Source organism: Chryseobacterium sp. PvR013 (assembly GCF_017833095.1).
Taxonomy (GTDB): domain Bacteria; phylum Bacteroidota; class Bacteroidia; order Flavobacteriales; family Weeksellaceae; genus Chryseobacterium; species Chryseobacterium culicis_A.
In genome coordinates, this window is sequence record NZ_JAFIBT010000001.1 from 4964568 (window position 1) to 4989212 (window position 24645).

17 protein-coding genes are annotated in these 24645 nt (G+C 37.6%); 4 read left to right on the forward strand and 13 right to left on the reverse strand.

From position 1 onward, the window contains the following. Positions 1 to 77: 77 nt before the first annotated feature. Entirely contained in the window at positions 78 to 2879 is a 2802-nt protein-coding gene (locus JOE44_RS22635) for a GH92 family glycosyl hydrolase (protein WP_209787840.1), read from the reverse strand. A 93-nt stretch (positions 2880 to 2972) separates the two neighbouring features. On the opposite strand from JOE44_RS22635, the gene JOE44_RS22640 reads away from it, so the two are divergent. Next, a complete protein-coding gene (locus tag JOE44_RS22640; protein WP_209787843.1) occupies positions 2973 to 5315 on the forward strand; it encodes a TonB-dependent receptor in 2343 nt (780 codons plus the stop codon). A gap of 137 nt (positions 5316 to 5452) precedes the next feature. On the opposite strand, the gene JOE44_RS22645 is transcribed toward JOE44_RS22640, so the two are convergent. Beyond that, on the reverse strand, positions 5453 to 5908 hold the full coding sequence (locus tag JOE44_RS22645) for a hypothetical protein (RefSeq protein WP_209787845.1): 456 nt from the start codon (positions 5906 to 5908) through the stop codon (positions 5453 to 5455). A 151-nt stretch (positions 5909 to 6059) separates the two neighbouring features. On the opposite strand from JOE44_RS22645, the gene JOE44_RS22650 reads away from it, so the two are divergent. Both JOE44_RS22650 and JOE44_RS22655 read left to right on the forward strand, forming a co-directional pair. Next, complete coding sequence (locus JOE44_RS22650) at positions 6060 to 7166, forward strand: Mrp/NBP35 family ATP-binding protein (protein WP_209787847.1); 1107 nt, start codon at positions 6060 to 6062, stop codon at positions 7164 to 7166. Positions 7167 to 7212: 46 nt separating this feature from the next. Next, positions 7213 to 7461, forward strand: a complete 249-nt coding sequence (locus JOE44_RS22655) for a NifU family protein (RefSeq protein ID WP_002977212.1) — start codon at positions 7213 to 7215, stop codon at positions 7459 to 7461. Between the two features lie 141 nt (positions 7462 to 7602). Here JOE44_RS22655 and JOE44_RS22660 read toward each other — a convergent pair whose 3' ends face one another. The 11 genes from JOE44_RS22660 to ppk1 all read right to left on the reverse strand — a co-directional run bounded on the left by JOE44_RS22660 (position 7603) and on the right by ppk1 (position 22128). Beyond that, positions 7603 to 8034, reverse strand: coding sequence for a hypothetical protein (locus JOE44_RS22660; RefSeq protein WP_209787849.1), 432 nt, complete (start codon positions 8032 to 8034; stop codon positions 7603 to 7605). 8 nt (positions 8035 to 8042) lie between these two features. Then, positions 8043 to 9125, reverse strand: a complete 1083-nt coding sequence (locus JOE44_RS22665; protein WP_209787851.1) for an efflux RND transporter periplasmic adaptor subunit — start codon at positions 9123 to 9125, stop codon at positions 8043 to 8045. 12 nt (positions 9126 to 9137) lie between these two features. Next, positions 9138 to 12290 carry an efflux RND transporter permease subunit gene (locus JOE44_RS22670; protein WP_209787853.1) on the reverse strand — a complete coding sequence of 1051 codons (3153 nt, stop codon included), beginning with the start codon at positions 12288 to 12290 and terminating at the stop codon, positions 9138 to 9140. Positions 12291 to 12292: 2 nt separating this feature from the next. Then, positions 12293 to 13690 carry a TolC family protein gene (locus tag JOE44_RS22675; RefSeq protein ID WP_209787854.1) on the reverse strand — a complete coding sequence of 466 codons (1398 nt, stop codon included), beginning with the start codon at positions 13688 to 13690 and terminating at the stop codon, positions 12293 to 12295. Positions 13691 to 13760: 70 nt separating this feature from the next. Continuing rightward, positions 13761 to 14168 (reverse strand): hypothetical protein, encoded by a 408-nt coding sequence (locus JOE44_RS22680; RefSeq protein ID WP_209787855.1) that lies wholly within the window; start codon positions 14166 to 14168, stop codon positions 13761 to 13763. Between the two features lie 137 nt (positions 14169 to 14305). Beyond that, positions 14306 to 14698: a DUF3060 domain-containing protein gene (locus tag JOE44_RS22685; protein ID WP_209787857.1), complete on the reverse strand. Its 393-nt coding sequence runs from the start codon at positions 14696 to 14698 to the stop codon at positions 14306 to 14308. A gap of 198 nt (positions 14699 to 14896) precedes the next feature. Beyond that, complete coding sequence (locus JOE44_RS22690; protein ID WP_209787859.1) at positions 14897 to 17932, reverse strand: choice-of-anchor I family protein; 3036 nt, start codon at positions 17930 to 17932, stop codon at positions 14897 to 14899. Positions 17933 to 18069: 137 nt separating this feature from the next. Next, positions 18070 to 18219, reverse strand: a complete 150-nt coding sequence (locus tag JOE44_RS22695; protein ID WP_156106575.1) for a hypothetical protein — start codon at positions 18217 to 18219, stop codon at positions 18070 to 18072. Then, the gene (locus JOE44_RS22700) at positions 18216 to 18869 is read right to left on the reverse strand and encodes an NAD-dependent epimerase/dehydratase family protein (RefSeq protein ID WP_209787862.1); all 654 of its coding nucleotides are present in this window, start codon (positions 18867 to 18869) and stop codon (positions 18216 to 18218) included. The genes JOE44_RS22695 and JOE44_RS22700 overlap by 4 nt, the downstream gene beginning before the upstream one ends. Before the next feature lie 305 nt (positions 18870 to 19174). Then, positions 19175 to 20059 carry an exopolyphosphatase gene (locus JOE44_RS22705; protein WP_209787865.1) on the reverse strand — a complete coding sequence of 295 codons (885 nt, stop codon included), beginning with the start codon at positions 20057 to 20059 and terminating at the stop codon, positions 19175 to 19177. After that, complete coding sequence (gene ppk1, locus JOE44_RS22710) at positions 20056 to 22128, reverse strand: polyphosphate kinase 1 (protein ID WP_209787867.1); 2073 nt, start codon at positions 22126 to 22128, stop codon at positions 20056 to 20058. Before ppk1 ends, JOE44_RS22705 begins: the two co-directional genes overlap by 4 nt. Positions 22129 to 22587: 459 nt before the next feature. Here ppk1 and dnaK point away from each other — a divergent pair, with 459 nt between their 5' ends. After that, on the forward strand, positions 22588 to 24486 hold the full coding sequence (gene dnaK / locus JOE44_RS22715; RefSeq protein ID WP_209787870.1) for a molecular chaperone DnaK: 1899 nt from the start codon (positions 22588 to 22590) through the stop codon (positions 24484 to 24486). The last annotated feature ends 159 nt before the right edge of the window (positions 24487 to 24645 follow it).

The window sequence follows — 24645 nt, forward strand, 5'->3', positions numbered from 1 at the left end:
AAATCAAATTCTCTAACAAACGACTTCAAGAAGTAGTTCGTCAAATAGGAACTTCCATCTCCCTTCTCCCATCTTCATTACTTTATACCAATTTCATCAATAAAAATATAAGCATCACCTCCAGCGCCCTGGTGCCATTCCGGAAGTTTTCCGAAATAGTAAGCTTTTACTTTGAGGTATCGGGCTTCAGTAGGAAGAATGCTGGCAGAAAAGTCTTTGATCTGTACCTTTTCATCTTTAGGATCAATATCATTTTTCACCGTTTGAAGAAGGATAAAATCTTTTCCGTTCATAGAGGCGTAGTATTCTACTTTTTTAGGCATCACAATCCAGGCTCTGCTGTCCTGAAGATAGGTGGAAGATAATGATTTAATATGTTGAGGAGATTTGAAATCAATAATTGTTTCAAAATTCTGCCCCTGATATCCATGCCATTCTCCTTTTCTCCAATTGACATCCCCTCTGATTCCATCAATAAGAGCCAGGTTTCCGGTAGCACTATACTGCGGAGTAACTTTTGACAGAATATTAATATCCCAATAATTAGGTCTTCTGTTGAAGCTGGCGGTGGTAACAGAACTTTTTTCACCGTTTCTTTCAGCATAAGCCATTACCTGAGTGGTTTTGGTGATGGAGAATGGACCTTTGTGAGTACTGAAAGTCTTTCTTTTGTTGCTGTCACTTTCATCCATCGTCATGTAATATACTTTGTCATTCTGATTCAGTGGGGTGATTTCCACCTTGGTAGAGAAATCAAAGATTCTGTCCGCAGCAATTACCGGAGAGGCTGTTTGTTCAGTATATTTAAAATCTTTAGTCGGTTTTACGTTTTCAAACCCTAATTTTTTAAGTTCAGCTCTGCTTGTATTTTTAGTAATGGTTCTTGAGGTTCCATCTTCAAGATGAATTTTAATTTCATCAAAATAAGGAGTGGTAGTTTCCCATTCCGGTAATCCTGGAGTTACAGAATAAATTCCCATAGAACTTAGGATATACCAGGCACTCATCTGGCCGCAGTCTTCATTTCCAATCAATCCGTCAGGTGTATTTTTATAAAAATGATCAAGAATGTATTTTATTTTGGCATCTGTTTTTTCAGGCTTGTCTACGAAATTATACAGGTAAGCAATATGGTGGCTCGGTTCATTTCCCTGAGCATACTGTCCCATTAATCCTGTAATGTCTACCTGCTCTCTACCTGTTGTTTTATCAGGAGCGGTAAAGATGGCATCAATGAACTGCTCGAATTTTTCTTTTCCGCCGTGAGCGGCAATCAGTCCCGGAATATCCTGCTGTACGGAATAAGAATAATGCCACGAATTCCCTTCTGTATAATTGTTGTTGACTTCTCTTGGATCAAAAGGCTCATACCAGTTTCCATTCTTTCTTGGCTGCATGAAACCTGTTTTAGGATTGTAAAGATTTTTCCAGTTTTGAGAACGTTTCATGAACTCCTGATATTCTTCTTTTTTGCCTAAAATCTTTGCCATTTGAGCAATACACCAGTCGTCATAGGCATATTCTACGGTTTTGGAAACACTTTCATGCTCATCGTCTATACTGATGTAATTATTCTGTTTGTAAGCATTCAATCCAAAAATATCCTGCATGGCAGAACCTTTGGCAGCCTGAAAAGCTTTTTCATAATCAAACCCCTGAATTCCTTTAGCCATAGCATCTGCAATGACAGAAACAGAGTGATAGCCAATCATACATTCCGTTTCATTGGAAGCCAGTTCCCATACCGGAAGTTTTCCTCCCTGTTCATATTGTTTGATGAATGTATTGATAAAATCTGCGGTTCTTCTTCTGTCAATTAAAGTCATTAACGGATGAGCTCCTCTGAAGGTATCCCAAAGTGAGAATACGGTATAATAATCAAAATCACTGGCGTTATAAAGCTTATTGTCTCTGCCCCGGTATTTTCCGTCAACATCCATATTGATGTTGGGTTGGGTGAAAACATGATATAAAGCGGTATAGAAAACGGCTAATTTGTCTTTATCATCAGACTTTACTTCAATTTTTGAAAGTTCTTTGTTCCAATCAGCTTCTGCCTGTTTTTTTACGAGTTCAAAATCCTTCGGTTGTCCTTCTGCCAACATGTTTTTTCCTGCACCTTCATAACCTGTGGGAGAAAGGGATACTTTTACATTAATCTTTTCTCCTTTTTTAACACTGGTGGAAAATGCCAGCGCAAGCTTTGTTCCGGTAAAAAGATTGTTTTCCTGTTTTCCGTTGGCCTCTTTTTTTGAAATTTTCATCGGTTTTGAAAACTCAATTCTGGCATAAATATATTGGTTGGTTGCCCAGGCTTCACTTCTTCTGAATACTTCAATGGTTTTGTCATCAATGATTTTTACTTCGCCTTCCAGAAGTTTGTCTCTATGGTTGAGGTCTAAAATAATATTCGCATTCCCTGCATTGTTGAAAATATATTCATGGTAGCCTACTCTTTTGGTAGTGGTAAGACGAACATCAATATTGTTTTTGTCTAATTTGACAGCATAGAATCCTGCGGTTGCCTTTTCATTTTTATGAGAAAATTTTGAAGAATAATCTTTGCTGTTCAGACTTGGATTTCCCATGGTGGGCATGAGCATAATATCTCCATAATCCGAAACTCCGGTGCCGTTCAGGTGGGTATGAGAAAAACCATAGATCACGGAATCCGAATAATGATATCCGCTGCATCCGTCCCAGCTTCCGTCAATTCTTGTATCCGGAGAAAGCTGTACCATTCCAAAAGGAACAATGGCCCCCGGAAAAGTATGGCCATGGCCTCCGGTTCCTATAAATGGATTGACATATTTTGAATAATTCTGTGCCGAAATGATCTGAGTAATACATATGGAAAATGCAATAAGCCCTTTTTTCATGTTCTGATTTTATGAAGCGAAGATATTGAAAAACAGTAAAAGTGATGTAATAAAAGATAATTACGGTTTGTCTTATTAAAAACGATATAATTCATGAAGAAGACATTATTTGCTGTGATCATGCTGTCGCCCATAGCTGTATTCGCCCAAAGTATAGCAGGGAAGATTACCCAACCCGGAAATGGTGTTCCTGACGTAGAAGTTATTGCAATAAAGGATCAGAAGAAGCAGACCGCTATTTCAGACGAAAAAGGAAATTACTCACTGAAGCTTTCAGAAAACGGGAACTATAATATTAAACTTATCCAGGATGGTATAGAAATATCCAATAAAGATATTGTTATAAACGGAGCAGTGAAACAGGATTTTTTTGTTGAAAGAAGAAAAGAAAAACAACTAGAAGGCGTTACGCTTACTGCCAGAAAAAAACTGATTGAGAGAAAAGCAGACAGACTTGTTTTTAATGTTTCCAATTCTGTTGCTTCACAGGGAATGGATGGAGCTGATGCACTGGCGACAACTCCTCTGGTAAAAGTAGATGATAACTCAGGAGTTTCCATTGTTGGGAAGAGTAGAGTAGCAGTAATGATTAACGACAGAATTCTGAATTTGTCAGATGCTGAACTGGTTGTTTATCTGAAAAGTCTCAGATCCGAAAATATTGAAAAAATTGAAGTCATTACAGCGCCTCCAGCCAAATATGAAGCACAGGGAAACAGTGGTTTAATCAATATTGTTTTAAAGAAAAACCAGAATCTCGGGTGGAGTGGAAGTTTAACCTCCAGCCTTCAGCAACAGACCTATACCGGAAATTCAAACAGCATAACGATAAATTATCAGAATGAAAAACTACGTACTTCAATAAAACTAAGACAAAATAAAAATGAAAAACATTCCTATGAAAATTATTGGATAGAAGGAGCAGACGGTCTTAAAAGCAATGACAACAGAAGAGATTTCGGAGATGGGCTTGGGGTAAACGTAAGTCTTGATTATCAGCTAGGTGGAAAATCTAATATCGGATTTATTTATGATTTCGGATTCGGGCATTCCAATATGGATATCAGGAATACTTCAAACTATTTCCAGAATGGTAATTATACGAATACACTCCTTACCGATGCAGAGCACAGAGCCACGGGAAGGCAACATACCGCTAGCACTTATTATGACCTGAAATTCGGGAAGCAGGATCATAAACTGAGTATCACGGGAAATTATTTTTCCAATACGCCGGAAACAACTATTGATTTTACCACTACAGAGAGTTCGGGCGATCAATTTGTGGTAAAATCACCTTCTATGGTGGATTATACAATTTATTCCGGGCAGGCGGATCTTACATTGCCTTATCAGTTTGCAAAGACAGAAGCTGGGGTGAAATTCACCAATTTTGATAATAACTCCAGTATATTTTATCAGAACTTGACGAATGGACAATATATCACAGATCCATTGAAAAGCAATGAGTTTGAGTATAATGAGAAAAATTATGCCGCTTATATCAGTTTTGAAAAATCATTCAGTGAAAAATGGTCGGCAAAAGCAGGTTTACGCTACGAATATTCTGTAGTTAACGGAAATTCTTTAACTTCCGGACAGCAGACTGAGAATTCTTACGGAAAATTTTTTCCAACGGCTTATATCAGTTATAAAAGCAATGAAAATCATACTTTCAACCTGAGTTATTCCAAAAGAATCGAAAGACCCGGATTCCGTGCGATCAATCCATACCGGTGGTATATCAACATCAACTCTTATTTTACCGGAAATCCTTTTCTGAAGCCTTCTTTTAACCATAATTTTGAAGTCTCTTATGTGTATAAAGGAAAATTATCTGCTTCAACGTACTTTCAGAGAACATTAGACGGTTTTGGACAGATTGTGAATCTTGATGGAGAAAACAGGATCAGTACTTTTGCCAATTTTTATACTCAAAACAGTATGGGAATTACCCTGAACTATTCTGATACATTTTTCAAGAAATGGGAAGCCAATTATTCTGCGGATCTTTCTTATATGAAGACACAGGTTTTTGCTACAGATGCTGCTTCCAGAAAGGGGCTGGGTTATGACTTCAATCTTCAGAACAATCTGTCACTCAATAAAAATAAAACTATTCAGTTTATTCTTAATTACTGGTTTCGTCTCCCTTCCAATTTTGGAATGGTACATTGGGAGTATCTGGGGAACTTGACTGCCGGAATGAAGATGAATTTCATGGAGAAAAATTTACAGATTAATGTGTTGGTTTCTGATATTTTTAAAGAGTCAAAAAGTTTAGGACAGATTTATTATACTACAGGAACTCATTCTTTCAATAATTATTACGATTCCAGAAGACTTACTGTATCTGCAACTTATACTTTTGGAAATAAAAAAGTAAAAGGAACTGACCGTAATGTGAAATTTGATGAAAAAAACAGAGCTAACTAATACTCTGGATTTTAATTATTTTTTGATGCATGTCATTCTGAATGAAACGAAGTGGAATGAAGAATTTCTTCTTTTTATGAGATTCTTTCTTCGTCAGAAATCGAAGATTCGACATAGTCAATGACAAGACAGAACACTTATACTTCTCCCTCAAAGAAATCATTGAGATATTCCTCTTTGTCTTTTTCTTCCCGTCCGGAACCAAGAAATTTTTTCCAGGACTGAGATTCATGATAAACAATACCCATTTCCCAAACACAGTAAGTCGGAAGGTGGGTTTTGTTCCTGTCCCATATTTCAAATTTTCCGGAACCGTCATAGTATACACTTTCCCATAATTCGTTTTCACTTCGCCACGTACACACTAACAGAAGATATTGATCTCCGCAGCGGTGCATGATAACGAATCCCAGATCATGAATATTTTTAAAGTTTTCTTCAGCATTTTCTATACACTTCCGGGCATGCTCAATGTCCTTTGAAGAAACTTGTGTGGGGTCATTTGCCAGATTATACCATTTGAATTTTGTTTTTCCGACAGTGAAAATTCCTTTTGGCTGTGCATATTTAGAAGGATAAGAAGTTGTTTTCATATCAATTGTTTTCTGGGCTTCGGTGTATTGTCAGGATAAAAAAACAGAAATAAGAAATTTTTAACGATCTGATTTATCACCTGATATTATAGATTTTATTGATTCTAAATTACCGAAAAAATGCGTAAATTTGTAAACAATTTATATTTATATGTTGACGAAAGAAAAGGTTCAGGATTTCCTTAAAGAAATAGAAGTAGACGATTTGGTGAATAATCTTCAGATTATGGGTAACGATGTTTATATTGACATGACCGCTCATTCGCCTGCAATGCACGAAAAGAAAAAACTGGAGGCAGCAATGAAACAGGCTTTTGCCAGTGAGTTTGGAGAAGAGGTTCATTTAAAACTTAAAATCGTTTCTCCGGAGCCTAGTGAAATTCAGCAAAGTCAGATCAAAGGAAAACAAATTCCGGGAATTCAAAATATTATCGCTATTGCTTCCGGTAAAGGAGGGGTTGGGAAATCTACAGTTTCTGCAAATATGGCAGTAACACTAGCTAAAATGGGCTTTAAAGTAGGATTATTAGATGCTGATATCTATGGTCCTTCAGTTCCTACCATGTTTGATACAGAAGGTGAAAAACCTATTTCTGTAGAAGTAAATGGAAAGAGTATGATGAAACCTGTTGAGAATTATGGCGTGAAAATGCTTTCAATAGGATATTTCTCAGGAGCTAACCAGGCTGTAGTATGGAGAGGTCCTATGGCTTCAAAAGCTTTGAACCAGATGATCAGAGATGCTGCATGGGGAGAACTGGATTTCTTATTAATCGATCTTCCTCCGGGAACAGGTGATATTCACTTGTCAATTATTCAGGAAGTACCGGTAACTGGTGCGGTGATTGTAAGTACACCTCAGCATGTTGCATTGGCAGACGTAAGAAAAGGAATTGCCATGTTCCAGATGGAAAGCATCAATATTCCGGTTCTGGGATTGATCGAAAATATGGCATATTTTACACCGGAAGAACTTCCTGACAATAAATATTATATCTTTGGGAACCAGGGAGCACAATATTTAGCTGAAGATCTTGGAATTCCTGTATTGGGAGAGATTCCGTTGATCCAAAGCATCAGAGAAGCAGGAGATGTAGGGAGACCGGCAGCGCTTCAGGATGGATCTAAAATTGCAGATATCTATACAGAAACTGCCAGAAAAATGGTAGAAAGCTTAGTGGAAAGGAATAAAAGTCTTCCTCCTACCGAAGCCGTGAAGATTTCAACAATGGCTGGATGTTCACCAAAAGCAAAATAATAATAGCTTTCAATATACTTGAAAGTACCAAATTGAACTGAAAAATATGGAAACAAACATAACGCACGAAGATACAGTAACAAGAGTAATGGAAGCTCTGGAAAGCATCAGACCGTTTTTGAATAAAGACGGTGGTGATATTGAGCTTATTGATGTGAAAGATAATCAGGTGTTTGTGAAACTTTTAGGTAACTGTTCCGGGTGCTCATTGAATTTTTCAACCTTAAAGCTAGGCGTTGAAAATACCATCAAGCAACATGCTCCGGAAATCGAAAAGGTAATCAACGTAGAGTAAAATTATATCTGAGATATTTTTAAAAGACAGGTTTTTTAAAGCCTGTCTTTTTTTGTTGAAAGAAATGATAATAACAAACCCCCGCAGATTGTAAGCCTGCGAGGGTTCTGATTATTAAAAACAATAATCAGGAAAATATAACTATGAATGCTGTGCTAAAAATCTCTTATAGTTCTCTTCATTTTCAAAATAAGCTACTTCACCTTCGTCACTGATCATAACAATATAGGCATCCGCTTTGTCTATTGTTTTTCCACTGAACGGATCTATGGCTTCTCTGGCTGTTTTATCCTTGGGAATCCTTTCTACACACATTTCACAGCAGCCGTAATACATTTTTCCGGCATGAGGAACCTCTATTTGTTTTTTACCCATGTAGGCATTATTAACCATACATACCGTTTCATTGGGAACTCTGTCCCCTTTTGCAAACTTTCCGGAAGTTTCCGGCTTCATTTGTTGAGCCATTGTTGGCTGCTCCGCATTAACTTTCTTAGATTTTTCCTGAGTGCATGCAGATAGCGCAACAGCACTGAAAATAATCATGAATGCGTTTCTGATTACTATTGTCATTGTTGATATTATTTGATTAAACTTCCTTCTAAAATCTCTTCATTTCCCTTCTTAATAATAGCGTCACCTTCTGACAGATCGCCGAAGACTTCAATGGTATCATTCAGTATTCTTCCTTTTTTTACAGGGACAAATCTGGCTTTTCCATTTTCTTTTTTAATGATATAAATTCCCATATTGCTTTCCACCAAAGCAGATCGGGGAATAAAAAATGTAGCCTCAGTATTCTGTAAAGGGATCGTGGATTCAGCAATCATGAAAGGTTTTAATTCTTTAGAATGATTGATAAAATCGGCTTCTATTTTTTCCGAACGCAGTTTTAGGTCTAAAGAACCTGATTTTCTGGATATCCTTGCTTTAAAACTCTTTTCAGGAAGAGCATTGACCCTGAATGAAACAGTATCTCCTACACTGAGGTAAGGAACATTGGCTTCAGGAACGGATAAACTGAGCCGAAGCTTTGAAGTATTCTGCACTACCAAAAGTGGAGTTCCACCCATGGGTCCTACATAAGCTCCTAAATCTACATTTCTTTCCGTAATGACCCCGCTGAAAGGAGCACGGATAATCAGATAGCGGTTGATATCCTGCAATTCGTGGTATGCCGACTTTGCAGCGTTAAGCTGTGCCTGATCAGATAATTTTCTTGCAGTAATCTGATCGAGTGCGTCTTTTGCAATAGCTCCTCTCGTTTCATTTGCTCTGTACATTCTTTCATAGCTCGATTTTGTTGAAGTGTATATGGCTTCCTGTGCCTCCCATTTTGCTTTTGCACTGGCAGCCTGTGATTGTATTTCCGGAGCTTCAAGAATCATCAGAACCTGTCCGGCATTTACGTAAGAGCCAATATCAACATTGATTTTCTTAACATAGCTTTGAACCTTGGCAAATAATGCCGTCTCCTGATCCGGAACGAGTTCACCAGGAAGTTTCAGGTCAACTTTAGGATTGCTTTTCTTAATAATTACAGTTTCCATACTGTTCATCATCATAGGTTTAGTTTCCGGTTTGGGAGTCTCTTTTTCCTGATTACAGGAAACCTGGATAACGAGAAAACTTAAGATTGCGGCTGTATATAAAATATTTTTCATTGAATGTAAAAATTATGGGTGGGTATTAGAATAGTGAATGCTTTCCTCATCTTCAGGATCTAATGAAGGAGAAATAATGCTTGCGTTGTTTTGAATCCATCCAAAAACTAGCGGAAGGATAACCAGTACAGAAAATGTAGAGAAAATAAGTCCTCCGATAACTGCCCGGCCGAGTGGAGATACCTGATCTCCGCCTTCGCCAAAACCGATAGCCATAGGAAGCATTCCGGCCGCCATGGCCAGTGTGGTCATAATAATAGGACGAATACGCAGTCTGGCAGCTTCAATACCTGCTTCGGAAGCATTACCCGTCGATTTTCTGATCGTCTCTGCATTACTGATCAATAAAACAGCATTGGCAATAGACACTCCGACAGACATAATAAGTCCCATATACGATTGCAGGTTTAAGGTTGAGCCTGTAATTTTTAATAAGGCTAAAGATCCTACAACAACGAACGGAACGGTAGTAAGAATAACCAGAGACACTCTGAAAGACTGAAAAGTTGCTGCAAGCATCAGGAAAATAACTGCCGCAGCAATAAGCAATCCTGAAGAAAGACTGTTCATCGTTTCTTCCAATACCGGTGACATTCCTGAAACTTCAATATTGACTCCTTTGGGAAGTTCTCCTAGTGATTCAATTGCTTTTTTCACGTCTTTAGAAGCCTTCTCCAGATCGGTTTTGTGAATATTGGCTGTAACTGTAGTATAGCCCATCGTTCCCAGGTTATAGCTTTCACCCAATTCTTTTGAAGGAGTAATTGTAGCTACATCTCCTAGAACAGGTCTGTCAGAATTTTTAGATAATGGAAGGCTGGAAAGTTCCTCTTTGCTGTTCAGAATATTTTGAGGAGTCTGAACCTGTACATCATAGGCGATTCCCATCATTCCTCCTACCCAGAAATTTTTATTGGTATATCGGGTAGAAGCGGTGGCTGTTACCAATGATTTTGCAATATCCTGAGCATCCAGTCCCAATTGGGCAGCCCGTGTTCTGTCTATATTGATCTGAAGGGCAGGATAGCTCATCGATTGAGGAATCTGCTGGTCACGCATATATTCAATTTCTTTCAGCTTAGTTAAAAGCTTTTCTGCATACATACGATTCATTTTTTTCATCATACCTGAAACCCTAATTTCTATTGGAGTATTGGTGCCCTGACTCAAAATTTTCTCTGTCAGTTCAATAGGCTCAAAAGAGATTTGGAGATCCGGCATTTTCTCTTTATAATATTTGCGGAGCTCATCTTTAAGTTCATCCGAATTACCATCGAATTTTTTTAATGCAACCTGCATCAAAGCCTCATGCGGCCCTGCATTGTACAGATAGATAGGACTCACTGCAAAGGTGGAAGGATGTTGTCCGATAAAGACTGAAGAAATGGCAATATTGTCTTTTCCTACCTTTACTTTCAGGTGGTCCAGAAACTTTTTGACTTTTATTTCTGTAACTTCAATACGAGTTCCTTCCGCAGCTTTTATACGAACCTGAAACTGTCGTGAATTAACAGCAGGCAATACATCTTTTCCTGTGATCTGATACAGCCCTGCACCAAGACATAACACGAATGCCAGACTTAGACTCACCATCATCTTCTTACGTTTCATCAATGAAGATAAAAATCCAGTGAAGCGGTCACGGAAATGGGTAAACCAGTTAGGTTTATGATTTTCACAGGTTTTAGGCTCATGTTTCATCATCCAGTTGGCCATTACCGGAACAAAAGTCTGTGACAGAACAAAAGAAACAATCATAGAAAAACCGATTGCCATAGCCAGAGGCATAAACAATGATCCCGGAATACCATTCATCATAAAGGCTGGCGCGAATACTGCCAGAATACAAAGCATAATCAATAATTTAGGAAAGGCAATCTCCTGGCAGGCATCCCATATGGCTTGTGCACGCGTTTTACCCATGGCAAAATGCTGATGTATATTTTCAATAGTCACCGTGCTTTCATCTACCAGAATTCCAATTGCCAGTGCGAGTCCTGATAAAGACATGATATTAATGGATTGTCCGAATAATTTCAGGAATAATACCCCGGAAATAATAGAAATAGGAATAGTCATGATAACAATAAGAGCAGCTCTGCGGTCATTGAGGAACAACATCACCATAAGACCAGTAAGTAAAGCTCCAAGAATTCCTTCAACAGCCAGACTTTTTAAAGCATTTGAAATATAAACAGACTGATCAAATTCATAGGAAATCTGGACATCATCCGGCATATTTCTTTGAATTTTAGGTAATGCTTTTTTTAGTTTATTAACTACTTCCAGGGTAGACGCATTGCTGGCTTTAGCGATATTGATGTAAACCGAACGCTTGCCGTCTATTAATGCATATCCGGTGGCAATATCTGCTCCGTCTTTTACCGTTGCTACATCCCGGATATATACATTGTCTGCTGTGCCTTTGAAAAGCGGAATATCTCCAAGCTCCTCCACTTTTTTTACCGTATTATTGGTAGGTGTGAGGTAATTGGTTTCACCGATATACACATTTCCGGATGGAGAAGTAATATTATTACGGCTTATGGCTTCCACTACCTGTTCCGGAGACATATGATGAGCCCGGAGTTTTACAGGATCTACATTTATTTCTATGGTACGTGGGCTTCCTCCGAATGGTGGAGCAGTCGTCAGCCCCGGAATAGCGATCAGAAAAGGACGTGCATTGAAATTAGCAATATCCTGAAGCTCGTTATTGGTTTTTGTATTGCTGCGGAAAACCAATTGTCCTACAGGCTGTGAAGAAGAATCAAACCGGATAATAAACGGAGGCGGTGCTCCGGGAGGTAAAAATACCTGTGAGCGGGTGGAAAGAGCATTAATCTGTGCAATGGCTTCTCCCATGTTGGTTCCTTCGTAGAAATTCACTTTCATCAGGGTAAGTCCCTGAGTGTTTTTAGATTCAATACTTTTGATTCCGTTGGTAAACAAAAGCATATTCACATACATTTTAGTAAAATATCCTTCCATCTGCTGTGGTGTATACCCATTGAAAGAATGGGCAACATAGACTACAGGAAGATTCATATCCGGAAGAATATCTACTTTAACATCTTTTGCTGCTTTGATTCCAAAAAACAGCAGACCCAATACCAATACCATTACAGATATCGGTCTGCGTAATGCAAACTTTATAAGATTCATGTTTAAATTTTTGGTGAGTGGGTAATTGCTTTTGTAATCAGTGAAATATCTCCATGGGAAGCAGCAATGAGTACAATGGCCTGCCAGGAATTGTTTTGGGCAATCTCATAATTGATTTCAGCCCGATTCAGAAGATACAAAGCCTGCGTGAAGTCTACAATGGTTGTCAACCCATTTTCATACAATGCTTTCTGCTGATGAAAGGCTTCCGTTGCCGCTTCCATCTGAATTTTGGCTTCTGCTACTTTTACCAATGCATTTTTATACTGCAGTTCAGAAAGACTTTGTTGATTATTAAGTTCCTGTTGCAGCTGCTGATAGTCAAAATCCAATGCTTTTGTCATCAGTTTCTGCTCATTCACTCGGGATTGGTTTCTGTAAAAATCTGTAAGATTCCAGCTGAGGTTAAAACCCACCACATAGTTCATTCTGTCTACTCCGATTCCCTTTAAATAAGATTGTGAAAAAGCAGAATTATCCTGAACATAATTCCATCCGAAACCGGAACCACGTCCCTGAAATACGCCAAAAAGAGAAAGAGAAGGAAGTCCGGTTGTCGTTAAATAAGCCTCCTGTTTTTTACTTTTATTAAGGTGTCCGTTAATAAGAAGGATATTAGGATGAGTTTCAAGAGATGAGTTTTCCTGAACAAAGGAAGGAATACTTTTGCTGAAATAATGATCCAGTTGATATTCTGTAAAGTTCTCTGCCAGGAGATCTGATAGTTTTTTATTGTATTCCAGTACATGATCGTTGGCATTGATGATTGCAGTCTGTGCACTGGACATTTCTGCTTTTGCCAGGGAAGCATCTACTTCAGGAATGAGACCGCTTTCGGCTCTTGCTTTGGCAATGGTATAGATAACTTCGGAGCGTTTGTGATTTTCATGCTGTACATTTTCAAGGCGCTGGCTTACCAAAAGATTGAAATAAACTGCAGCTGTTTTGATCTGATGCTGAAAAATCTCTTGATTCAGATCTGCTTTCTGAAGTTCTATGTCAGCTGTTTCTACATTTTCTTTGGATTTAAGTTTTCCGAAAGTATAGACATTCCAGTTGATGTTGGCCAGATATAAACTTCCGAATGCTGCATTCCAGTTTTGTTCTGCCAATGGCATAGAGGTAGAGGCTGCTCCAAGGCCACCTTGACTGTACATCGGACCATTTTGGGCGTTGATGGTTCCAAAGTTTTGCTGAGCCATCACTGTAACTTCCGGAAGATAATACGTCTTTTGAAGTTTAAGCCTTTCATGTGACGCCTGTATATTGATTTCCTTTTTTTTGATAGACTGGTAATTTTTTTCGGCCCTTAGTAATACTTCCTCTAAACCCGTAATTTGGGCAAAGGATAGGGCAGGGCAGCCCAGCCATAAGATGAGTGCTCTGAATGATAAATTCATAGGATATATTTAGAATTAAAAATTGAAAAATAATTGTCCCGATCGGGATTATCGTATAATTCAATCTATTCTAAATTCTATAAACGCAATGAAGGATGAAAAGGGAAGGATAATTGAGATGGTATTTTGAAGGATCAAAATAGAAGGTATGGTTTTCAGGATCAAGAACTGATGCCTGCTTAAATACAGTTCCTAAAGTATAATACGGAATGGAAGCTGATAAAAACTTAACCGGAGAATTTTTGTAAGAATGCGGAAGATTGTCTTCCTTACAGATCTTTTTGACTTCCAGTTTACAGCATCCACTATGGTTTTTCTGTTTATTGGCTTTACATTTGGAGCAATCCAGATCAGAAAGTTTTTTCAGTCCTACATGGATCTCACTTGAATTTCCTTTACATACATGCCTGCTGGTTGTAAACCCTGAGGAAACCACGATGTATAGGAGGAGAAACAGTATGTGAAAGACTTTTTTCATTTCGCGGGATAAAATTAAAGTGAATATCAGCCGCAGTGTTATAGAATTATGGAGGAAGTTTATATTTTAAAGGAAAAAGCGTTGTTGAAGCTTAATAAAAAATGACCTAGATGCAATCTAAGTCATTTTTTTATGTTTTATTGTTTTACCACTCTATTCCCCACTCCTGTAATAGAAACATCAGGTTTTCCTGATTTTGTTCCTGAAGTTCGGTAGTATACTGTGTTATTACCTCCTTCTATGGAAACTTTATCCACTTTATCAATATATACTTTGTTACCCGTTCCCGAAACTGCAATCTTTTTTGCACTTCCTTTGATCGTTACCGTATTGTCACCACCTTCTACTTCAGCAACTCCTCCGTTGAGAGAATAATTGAGTTGGTGGCCTACACCTTCTACATGTACAATCTTCTTATTGTCCGTTTTTTCTACACCTTTTGCAGATTCTGTTTTCCTGGATTGTGAAAAAGCTGTTCCTGTCCCGAGTAAAAGGATAGCCAGAATTCCTGCTGTTTTAATATTTTTCATTGTGATTGGATTTTGATTGGAGTAAATATAGAAATAAAATGATTTTTTTAGGTATTTTTAAAGTTAAATCATCTTAAATATAAAGCTTTTAAGACACTGTTTTTTCAATGATTTAAGAAATAGGGTTGATATCATTTTATCAACAACAAAAAAGCTCCGGAAAATCCGAAGCTTTTTCAATCAACTAAATATTATATTTTACTTTATAATAATTCTTTTTATCTGTCCTTCTGAGGTTTTTACAAGGTAAACTCCTGTAGAAAGATTGAACGTGCTTATTGTTAAAGCATTTTTCTCTTTTCCGATTAATTTCCCGGACATATCATACAATTCGTAATCCTGCTTTCTGTTGAAATAAAGAGTGTTTCCTTTGTTTACGGGATTAGGGAATATGTTGAATGTAGCCTGTTCAGTTTTAATTTCACCAGTTCCAAGTGTTGCCGGTGTAGCAACTTCAAAGATGGAGAGCGTTCCACTGATTTCATTGGCAACGATCACATAACCATTGGCTGTTGTATTTTGGGGAGCAATGTAGATGATTCCTTCAGGACCATTGTCTCCTCCATATGCGGAAGTTGATCGCGAATGTTTATAATCTGTGAAGGTAGGATTATTAGGATCTGTAATATTGTAAACCATAACACCACCTGTTCTTTCTAAGGTAATGAAAGCATAAGTCTGCCCGTTGATATTTCCTAATGCCACTCCTTCTGGTTCAGGACCTTTAGCACGGCTTCTGTTTTTGACTGCATTTGATTCATTATCTGCATTGAAAATTAATGGATGCTTCACGGAAATATATCTTTCAAACTGATCACCACTATCATAAACAATCTGCTTGTTATCTGCATTGAAAATGGAAAATGAACGAGCCCCTAAAGCTGCGATTTCTTCAAATTCTGTATCTCCGTCTGTATTTCCGGTAGCAGATGAAACCCTGAATCTTCCAAGATTATAAGAAGCCTTTAAGATATTTGAATGAGGGAAAAGTACAGGATCTAAAGTATAAGTATTAGCTCCCACAGTTGTTCTTTCACTATATCCGGAAAGATCTTTTTCATCTCCTTCATTGGCGGTTACAATATAATTTGTGTTACCTACCTTATAATTCTGTACTGCATCCGGAGTATAATAGGCTTTCACCGGCCAGTTGGCAATTAAAACCTCTCCATTATTGTCCGAAGCATCAAATCCGTTCCCCGGAATACTCATGTCTTTTTTGCCTAATCCCCAAATTCCTGTGATGGTTTTGGTTGCCAGGTTAATCTCTGCGATGGCATTATTTTCCTGAAGGGTTACCCATGCTTTCTGACTGTCTGAACTGATGGTTACATATTCTGGTTCCAGATCCTGAGAAAGCGTATTATTCGTTCTTACTTTTCTTAATCCGGTAGCCGTTAAAGCTGCTACCTGAGAATCAAAACTATTGAAATTGAGTGTTGTTACATTACTTTGGGTAAGATTTCCAATCCCTCCGGAAATATCAATGATGCTGATAGTTCCTTCAGGATCTACCGTATAAGCGTCATTAGGTTCTCCTTCGTTGGCGGTCACTACTTTTGTTCCGTCAGGGGAAAAGGTAATCATATCCGGTAACGCTCCTACAGTTAGTTGTTTCAGGAAGTTTCCGTTAATATCAAAGAATACTACAGAACCGTTTTGCTGAGGATCGGTATTCGGAGAAGCAGCTGCGATGATTCCGTTTTTTACGGCAATACTCGTAATTCCGCCGTAAGGAGCCATATTGACTGTTTTTACAACTGATGGAGCTGCCGGAGTACTGAAATCAATAATATCAAAAACATCTGTAATCGAACTGATCGTGAACAAACGTTGTGTGGATGCATCATGAACTACAATTTCTGTAGAACTGCTATTATTTCCTGAAGGATCAAAACTTCCGAGGTAATTCAATTGAATCTGATGGGAAGGAACCGGTGTCGGCTTATCATTATCTACAATATAAATGGTTGCCGAATTATCTCCTGATATTGTTGCTCCCACAGGATTTTCAAGACTTACTACAAAGTATTCAGCCTGCTGTTCTGCCACTGTGTCATCAATAATCGGAATATTCACGGTGTAGCTTGTTGTAGAAGGAGTAATAGAAATAGTCTGGTTGACTAAAGTAAAATCATTAGTATCAGCAGTACTGAATGGTGCGGGCTTAACAACAAGATTTACTGTAGAGGTTGATGGATTCGTTATATTAATTTTTAACGCCAGGTTTCCTGCATTTTCATTGACTTTAATGAAATTCTTTTCTAAGGAAATAATAGTTCCGGCAGTCGTAAAAGTACTGGACGTAACGGCAGTAACGCCATTATCACTGAAATCCTCTACCGTATTGGGCTTAAGAGCTACATAATACGTTTGTCCCGGTACCAAGCCGGAAGCCGGAATTACGGTGATGATATTATTACTGAAAGTGGTAGTAAAGGGAACTTGTGTACCTGAAGCATTTCCAAGACGGAAATCTATAAGGTTTTGTGCATTAGAATCGTTGATTGCTGAATTGTCTGTTAATCTTACATTCTCATTAAAAGAAAGGGTAGGATTTACGGTAATTGAAGCGTTATTGGTAGTATTAGCAGGAAGATAAGTGACTGCTGGTGGAGTTGTGTCTGCACTTCCAACAGAGGTTGCATCTACTGTAAAATTATCAAAACGGTTGTTTCCTCCTGTTCCGCCTCCTGTTGCAGAGAATTCAACTTTTAATTTAAAATCAGGATTATTATTAGCTCCCTGAATAGCAGAAAAATCCAATGTAGTCAATTGTGGATCTGCATCCTGGGGATTCACAGTCTGAAGTTGTACAAAGGCAGTTCCGTCTGTGGAATAAGACCATGTCTGCGTTCCGGCTCCCTGTCCGGACCTTCTGGTCGTGAACTTAACAATGACATTCTTGTATCCTGTTGTAGGAAGATTAAATTGTAAAGCTCCACCAATCGGATTATTGAATCTTAAATGAGTTCCGGATGCATCACCATTTCTGGCATTTAAATTTTGCAAATCAAAATTCTGTCCTGTACCACCGGCAAAATCAATTATACTTGTTCCTCCTGCTATCGCTGCAAGAGAGCCATTCACTATGGTTGACGATGGTGTAGTGACTGCAGCAGCAGAAGTGTTATTGTTGAAATTCCAGTAATGAATCAGTGTCTGTCCGAAAAGACCGCTCTGAAAAAAGAAGGCAGCTATCACAGACCCTTTTAATAGGTAGTTGTTGATCATTTTTACTTCAATTAGATATGCAAAAATGAACTTTCTGTTTCGCAACTATTTTAATGGAATCTTAAGAAATGTTTAAAAAATAGGTTTGTTTCTGATAAAAGATAGAATTTTGTTCGAATAAGAGAGTTGAGATGAAATTATTTTCCTGATTTTCCGGAAAAATTTAAAATCGTTCCTGATTTATTTCCTTCCAGCGGATGTTTCTGCATATAAAAATATCCTGAAACAGCAGTCACAAGCAACAGTACAAAAATAACCAGAACAATTCTTTTTAACATGTCTCTCATAGTGCTAAATTTTTAATATCTCTAATTTCTAAAGTAGATGTTGGGTATCCATTTTGTGTCACTTTGATCATTGCTCTACCCACTTCGTGTAAAGTTAATGATTTTGATTGGAAAAAAACAGGAAAAATCCAAATAAAAGGTTTAAAAAACCATTTTACATTCAATTGACCATCAACGGGTTTCATAAATCCGGGACGGAAATTATAAGCTCCTTTGAAATTCATTCTTTTCAGATCATTCTCTGTTTTCCCTTTTACGCGTGCCCACATCAGTTTACCACTCTCTGTACTGTCTGTGCTTGCTCCGGAGACATAGCTGAAAACCATGTCCGGATTTTGGTTTAAAACAGCTTTTGCAAAATGGAGGGTTGTATCGTAAGTGATTTTGGTGTAGTCTTCTTCATTCATCCCTACACTGCTTATTCCTGCGCAGAAAAAGCAGGCATCATAGCCTTTCAGGTTTTCATCATGAAGATCTATGGATAGAAAGTCAGGGATAAGATATTCTTTCAGTTTGGGATGTGTTTTTCCGGAGGGTTTTCGGCTTATGCTCAGGATTTCAGAAACATTAGGATTTTCAAGACATTCCATTAAAACACCTTCGCCTACCATTCCTGTAGCTCCTGTAAGAATTATTTTGATTGGGTTCATTGCTTTGCTATTGATACAGGTATGACGGATGAAGATGAGGTTTTACTTTAAATTCTGAAAAATTTTTATTAGAAGATAAAAGATAAAAGATAAAAAATGTTTGTGTTAAAATTCAATAGGGGTGGACTTTAGCTCGTCTTTAAAAATGGTAAATCTTCTTATTGGCTTTAGCCAAAACTTAATAATATGAGAGAGCATAGAGATTGCTTCGTCGCGTTGCTCCTCGCAATGACAATGCGCGAAACAGCTTCTCAAAGAAAAAGCCAGCACAAAAATGGCTGGCTTTCAATATTGTTTGTATGCTGTTATTTTTTATGTTGCAGCTGACTGTAAATATTATGGATCAATCCGTCTGCTACTGAGATTTTAGGGACAAAAATCCTGTTGATCTCAGACCAGGACATTACGTTGTTGAAAATTCCCAGAGCATGTACCAATACGTCTGCACGGTCTTCTCTCAGGTTGTAATTGCTCATTCTTTCTTCTACAGACAATTCATTGAACTCTCTATAAACCTTTTTCAGATGAGACAAAGACATTGGTTTTCCGTCTTTGGTTTTGCTCATGGAGAATACTTTGTTGATATTTCCTCCAGACCCGATGGCTACAATTGGTTTTTTGCTGATGATATTTTTCTTGATTTCATCTTTCATTTCCTTCCAGTTGTCCATCGTTACAAGATTGTTGAGAAGACGGATTGTTCCGATATTGAAGGATTTTTCGTAAACCATTTTACCGTTTTCGTAAAAGGTAAGTTCTGTAGAACCTCCGCCTACATCAATATATAGATAGGCAAATTCTTTGTCAAGACCTTCTGCTACGTGATTTTCATAGATGAGCGTTGCTTCTTCATCACCGGAAATGATCTCAATATTAATACCTGACGTTTCTTTTACCAGATTGATGATTTCATTACCATTGGTGGCATCACGCATTGCACTGGTAGCACAGGCTCTATAATGATCTACTTTGTATATTTTCATCAGGTCACTGAAGATTTTCATGGAGTCAATGACCATTTTTTCTCTTTCCGGGCCTATCTTTCCGATGGTGAAAACATCCATTCCCAGCCTCAGAGGAATTCTGAGAAGGTTAAGTTTGATGAATTCAGGTTTTCTGTTATTAATCTTTACTTCATTGATAAGAAGGCGGGCTGCATTACTCCCTATGTCTATCGCTGCTATCTTCATTTTTTGCTTGTTTTAGCTTTTAAATATTTATAGGTTTCTATTTGTGATCGGCATTCTTGTTTTTCATTTCTTACATATTCATTGCTCAGTCTCTTATCCAGAATTCGGGCTTTTACATTATCCCTAAGCTGAATGTCAAGAATGTCTTTTAATTCTTTCTTCAGGTTCTTGTCCGTAATTTTAGCGGCTGCTTCAATTCTGTAGTCAAGATTCCTTGTCATCCAGTCGGCAGAAGAAATATACATGTCTTCTGATCCTTTATTGTAGAAATACATTACTCTGGCATGTTCCAGATATTCATCTACAATACTTATAGCTTTTATTTTTTCTTTAAAATCCTTTTGGTTGACGGCACAATAGATTCCTCTTACAATCAGTCTGGTTACTACGCCAGCTTTTGCGGCATCATATAATTTTTCTATCAGCAGTCTGTCGCTCAGAGAATTTACTTTTACAATGATCTCTGCTCTTCGTCCTGCTTTAGCTTCTTCAATTTCTTTATCAATATGGTGAACAATTTTTTCACGCATAAACTGAGGGCAAACTAATAAATTTTTACAAGTTTTCAAAATGGAAATAAAATCATCTTTCGGTTTTTTCAATACATTGAAGACTTTATTGATATCTGCCATGATGCCACGGTCAGCAGTTAACAACAGGTGGTCTCCATATATTCTTGCCGTTTTTTCATTGAAGTTTCCGGTACTTACAAATCCATATTGAATTGTTTTGTTGTGGGCTCTCTTTTTGATAACACAAAGCTTGGCATGTACTTTTTTATTGGGAATACCAACAAGAACGGTAATTCCTTCCGGTTCCAGCATGTCTTTCCATTCCAGATTGGATTCTTCATCAAATCTTGCCTGAAGTTCCAGCATCACTGTCACTTCCTTACCATTTCGTGCCGCATAGATTAATGCATTAATGATTTTTGAGCTGCTGGCCAGACGGTAAGCCGTGATCTGTATGGATTTCACATCCGGATCCATGGCGGCTTCGCGAAGAAGGTCAATCACCGGATTATACTTATGGTAAGGGAAAGTAAGGAGAACATCTTCTTTTAAAATAACATCCGTTACTCTTTCCCCATGTTCAAATGCCTGATGGGTAAAAGAGGTTCTTTCCACCGGTCTTTCATACTTTTCAAAAACATCAGGAAAGTCCATGAAATGCTTGAAATTATGAATTTTTCCTCCGGGAATGATACTGTCTTTCTTGGTCAGATTCAGTTTTCTGATAAGAAGTTCCAGCAGAGCTTTATCCATATCTTTATCAAAAACGAAACGGGTAGGTTTTCCTTTTCTTCTGTTTTTGAGTCCTTTTTCTATCTTTTCTGCGAAGTTGGTTCTGATATCATTATCCAGATCCAGTTCCGCATCTTTTGTTACTTTAAAGGCATTGGCAGCAAACTCATCATATCCGAAATAAGAAAATATGTGAGGAAGGTTGAAAGTAATCACATCTTCCAGTAACATGACATTTTTTTCTTCCGGATCTTCCGTTGGCAGCAATACGAATCGCCCCACAAAACGGGAAGGAATTTCAATAATTGCATAATTGCTGGAATACTGCCAGTCTTTTTTTCTCATGGCTACGCCCAGATAAAGACTTTTATCTCTCATGTAGGGCATAGGTGTATTTTCATGAAGAAGAATCGGGATCACATTGGATTCTACCACTTCGTCAAAATATTGTCGGACAAACTCTTTCTGTTTTGCTGTCAGGTTTTTGGCGTTTTTAATAGAAACTTTATGATCAGCCATTTCAGTCTGGATTTTTTTCCAGGTTTTATCGAAATTCAGCTGCTGTCTCATAACGACCTCGTTAATTCTCTGAAGGATTTTGGTAGGAGGCTGATAGAAAGATTCAGCAATCACTTTTTCCTTAAAATCCATGGCACGCTTTAATCCGGCAACACGTACTCTGAAAAATTCATCTAAATTGTTGGAGAAAATTCCCAGGAAACGTATTCTTAAATGTAAGGGTACTTTTTCATCCATAGCCTCCTGCAAAACTCTTTCGTTAAAGGCAAGCCATGTAATATCTCTTGGATTAAAGTGTATTGACATTCTAAATGTGTATATTTTATCAAAAATAATAATTCACAAAGACTATCACCTTATTTCTTAGGTTAAACTTTGATTAATTTTTAAAGATTGGTGAATTAATTTGTTGGACTGATATAATCATGTTGATAATCAATACTTTTTTACGGGATTGATATGGATCAAATTTTATTTTTATGAAGAAAAATGAGAGAATACCTCTGATCAGTCATGACAGTTTATTGTGGTACTATAACGTACCAGAAAAAATCTCAAAATAGTTATTGAAATCCTGGAAAGCTTATTTATGGCATTCTGATAAAATCTTGTAGGAAAAAATTTCCATATTAAACCATATAAAAACCTCAATTTATCGGGGTTTTTATTTTTATTGTGTCATTTTGTCATAATTCTTCGAATGGTACAGATATTGAGAAATTGAGAGTGTAAATTAAATTAAAAATAGAAAAAATATAAAATATTATGAGTAAAATAATTGGAATTGACTTAGGAACAACCAACTCTTGTGTTGCTGTAATGGAGGGAAAAGACCCTGTTGTTATTCCTAACGCAGAAGGTAAGAGAACTACTCCTTCTATCGTAGCTTTTACGGAAGATGGAGAAAGAAAAGTAGGTGATCCTGCAAAAAGACAGGCTGTAACGAATCCAACAAAGACTGTTTACTCTATTAAAAGATTTATCGGAACTCATTTTAAAGATGATGCTTCTGAAATCACAAGAGTACCATATAAAGTAGTTGCCGGACCAAACGATACAGTAAAAGTAAAAATCGACGATAGAGAATATACTCCACAGGAAATTTCTGCAATGACTCTTCAGAAAATGAAGAAAACTGCTGAAGATTATCTTGGACAGGAAGTAACAAGAGCGGTAATTACTGTTCCTGCATACTTCAATGATGCACAGAGACAAGCTACTAAAGAAGCTGGTGAAATTGCTGGTCTTAAAGTAGAAAGAATTATCAACGAGCCTACAGCTGCAGCATTAGCTTACGGTCTTGATAAAAACCATAAAGATCAGAAAATCGCAGTATATGACCTTGGAGGTGGTACTTTCGATATCTCAATCCTTGATTTAGGAGACGGTGTATTCGAAGTATTGTCTACAAACGGTGATACCCACTTAGGAGGTGATGACTTTGATGATGTGATCATCAACTGGATGGCTGACGAGTTCAAAGCTGAAGAAGGTGTAGATTTAAAATCTGATGCCATTGCTCTTCAAAGATTGAAAGAAGCTGCAGAAAAAGCTAAAATTGAATTATCTTCTTCTCCTCAGACTGAAATCAACTTACCCTATATCACAGCTACTGCTACTGGCCCTAAGCACTTAGTGAAGTCTTTAACAAAAGCTAAATTCGAGCAATTATCTGCTGATCTTGTAAGAAGATCTATGGAGCCTGTTGCTAAAGCATTAAAAGATGCTGGTTTATCAACTTCTGATATTGACGAAGTAATCTTGGTAGGTGGTTCTACAAGAATCCCAATCATCCAGGAAGAAGTAGAAAAATTCTTCGGTAAAAAACCATCTAAAGGAGTTAACCCGGATGAGGTTGTAGCAATTGGTGCCGCTATCCAGGGAGGTGTATTGACAGGTGATGTAAAGGACGTATTACTACTTGACGTTACTCCGCTTTCTTTAGGTATTGAAACAATGGGTTCTGTATTCACTAAATTAATTGAAGCGAATACTACCATTCCAACTAAGAAATCTGAAGTATTCTCTACTGCATCTGACAACCAGCCAGCAGTAAGCATCAGAGTAGGACAAGGTGAAAGATCAATGTTCAACGATAACAAGGAAATCGGTAGATTCGATCTTCAGGATATTCCGCCAGCACCAAGAGGAGTTCCTCAAATTGAAGTAACTTTCGATATTGATGCTAACGGTATCCTAAGCGTATCTGCTAAAGATAAAGGAACAGGTAAAGAACAGTCTATCAAAATTCAGGCTTCTTCAGGTCTTTCTGACGAAGAAATCGAAAGAATGAAGAAAGAAGCTCAGGAAAACTCTGCAGCAGATGCTAAGAGAAAAGAAGAAGTTGAAATCTTCAACAAAGCTGACGGATTGATCTTCCAGACTGAAAAGCAATTGAAAGAATTCGGTGAGAAACTTTCTGCTGACAAAAAAGCAGCAATCGAAGCAGCTCATGGAGAATTAAAAATAGCTTTCGAAGCTAAAAACGCTGATGATGTTAAAGCTAAAACTGAAGCATTAGATGCAGCATGGATGGCCGCTTCTGAAGAATTATATGCATCGGGTCAACAGCCAGGTGCTGATGCAGGTGCTGGAGCTCAGAATGCTGGTGGAAACGCTGGAGCTGAGGATGTACAGGATGCAGACTTCGAAGAAGTCAAATAGGTAGCAATTATTATCGATTAATATCGATTGAAATAAATTAGCAAATCGCTGTAAATGTAATGTTTACAGCGATTTTTTTTTGTTTTGTAATTTTTGGTAATAGTTGATTTTAATCATTTTTTATTGTATTTTTGTCTCTTATTTGTACCGATCGTTATT

Bases quoted from the DNA above. Each gene is read 5' to 3' on its own strand.
- JOE44_RS22680 (WP_209787855.1), bottom strand. From the start codon at position 14,168: ATGAAAAAAGTCTTTCACATACTGTTTCTCCTCCTATACATCGTGGTT.
- JOE44_RS22650 (WP_209787847.1), top strand. From the start codon at position 6,060: ATGTTGACGAAAGAAAAGGTTCAGGATTTCCTTAAAGAAATAGAAGTA.
- JOE44_RS22665 (WP_209787851.1), bottom strand. From the start codon at position 9,125: ATGAAAAATATTTTATATACAGCCGCAATCTTAAGTTTTCTCGTTATC.
- JOE44_RS22670 (WP_209787853.1), bottom strand. From the start codon at position 12,290: ATGAATCTTATAAAGTTTGCATTACGCAGACCGATATCTGTAATGGTA.
- dnaK (WP_209787870.1), top strand. From the start codon at position 22,588: ATGAGTAAAATAATTGGAATTGACTTAGGAACAACCAACTCTTGTGTT.
- JOE44_RS22635 (WP_209787840.1), bottom strand. From the start codon at position 2,879: ATGAAAAAAGGGCTTATTGCATTTTCCATATGTATTACTCAGATCATT.
- JOE44_RS22705 (WP_209787865.1), bottom strand. From the start codon at position 20,059: ATGAAGATAGCAGCGATAGACATAGGGAGTAATGCAGCCCGCCTTCTT.
- JOE44_RS22645 (WP_209787845.1), bottom strand. From the start codon at position 5,908: ATGAAAACAACTTCTTATCCTTCTAAATATGCACAGCCAAAAGGAATT.
- JOE44_RS22675 (WP_209787854.1), bottom strand. From the start codon at position 13,690: ATGAATTTATCATTCAGAGCACTCATCTTATGGCTGGGCTGCCCTGCC.
- JOE44_RS22640 (WP_209787843.1), top strand. From the start codon at position 2,973: ATGAAGAAGACATTATTTGCTGTGATCATGCTGTCGCCCATAGCTGTA.
- JOE44_RS22685 (WP_209787857.1), bottom strand. From the start codon at position 14,698: ATGAAAAATATTAAAACAGCAGGAATTCTGGCTATCCTTTTACTCGGG.
- JOE44_RS22690 (WP_209787859.1), bottom strand. From the start codon at position 17,932: ATGATCAACAACTACCTATTAAAAGGGTCTGTGATAGCTGCCTTCTTT.
- JOE44_RS22660 (WP_209787849.1), bottom strand. From the start codon at position 8,034: ATGACAATAGTAATCAGAAACGCATTCATGATTATTTTCAGTGCTGTT.
- ppk1 (WP_209787867.1), bottom strand. From the start codon at position 22,128: ATGTCAATACACTTTAATCCAAGAGATATTACATGGCTTGCCTTTAAC.
- JOE44_RS22655 (WP_002977212.1), top strand. From the start codon at position 7,213: ATGGAAACAAACATAACGCACGAAGATACAGTAACAAGAGTAATGGAA.
- JOE44_RS22700 (WP_209787862.1), bottom strand. From the start codon at position 18,869: ATGAACCCAATCAAAATAATTCTTACAGGAGCTACAGGAATGGTAGGC.
- JOE44_RS22695 (WP_156106575.1), bottom strand. From the start codon at position 18,219: ATGAGAGACATGTTAAAAAGAATTGTTCTGGTTATTTTTGTACTGTTG.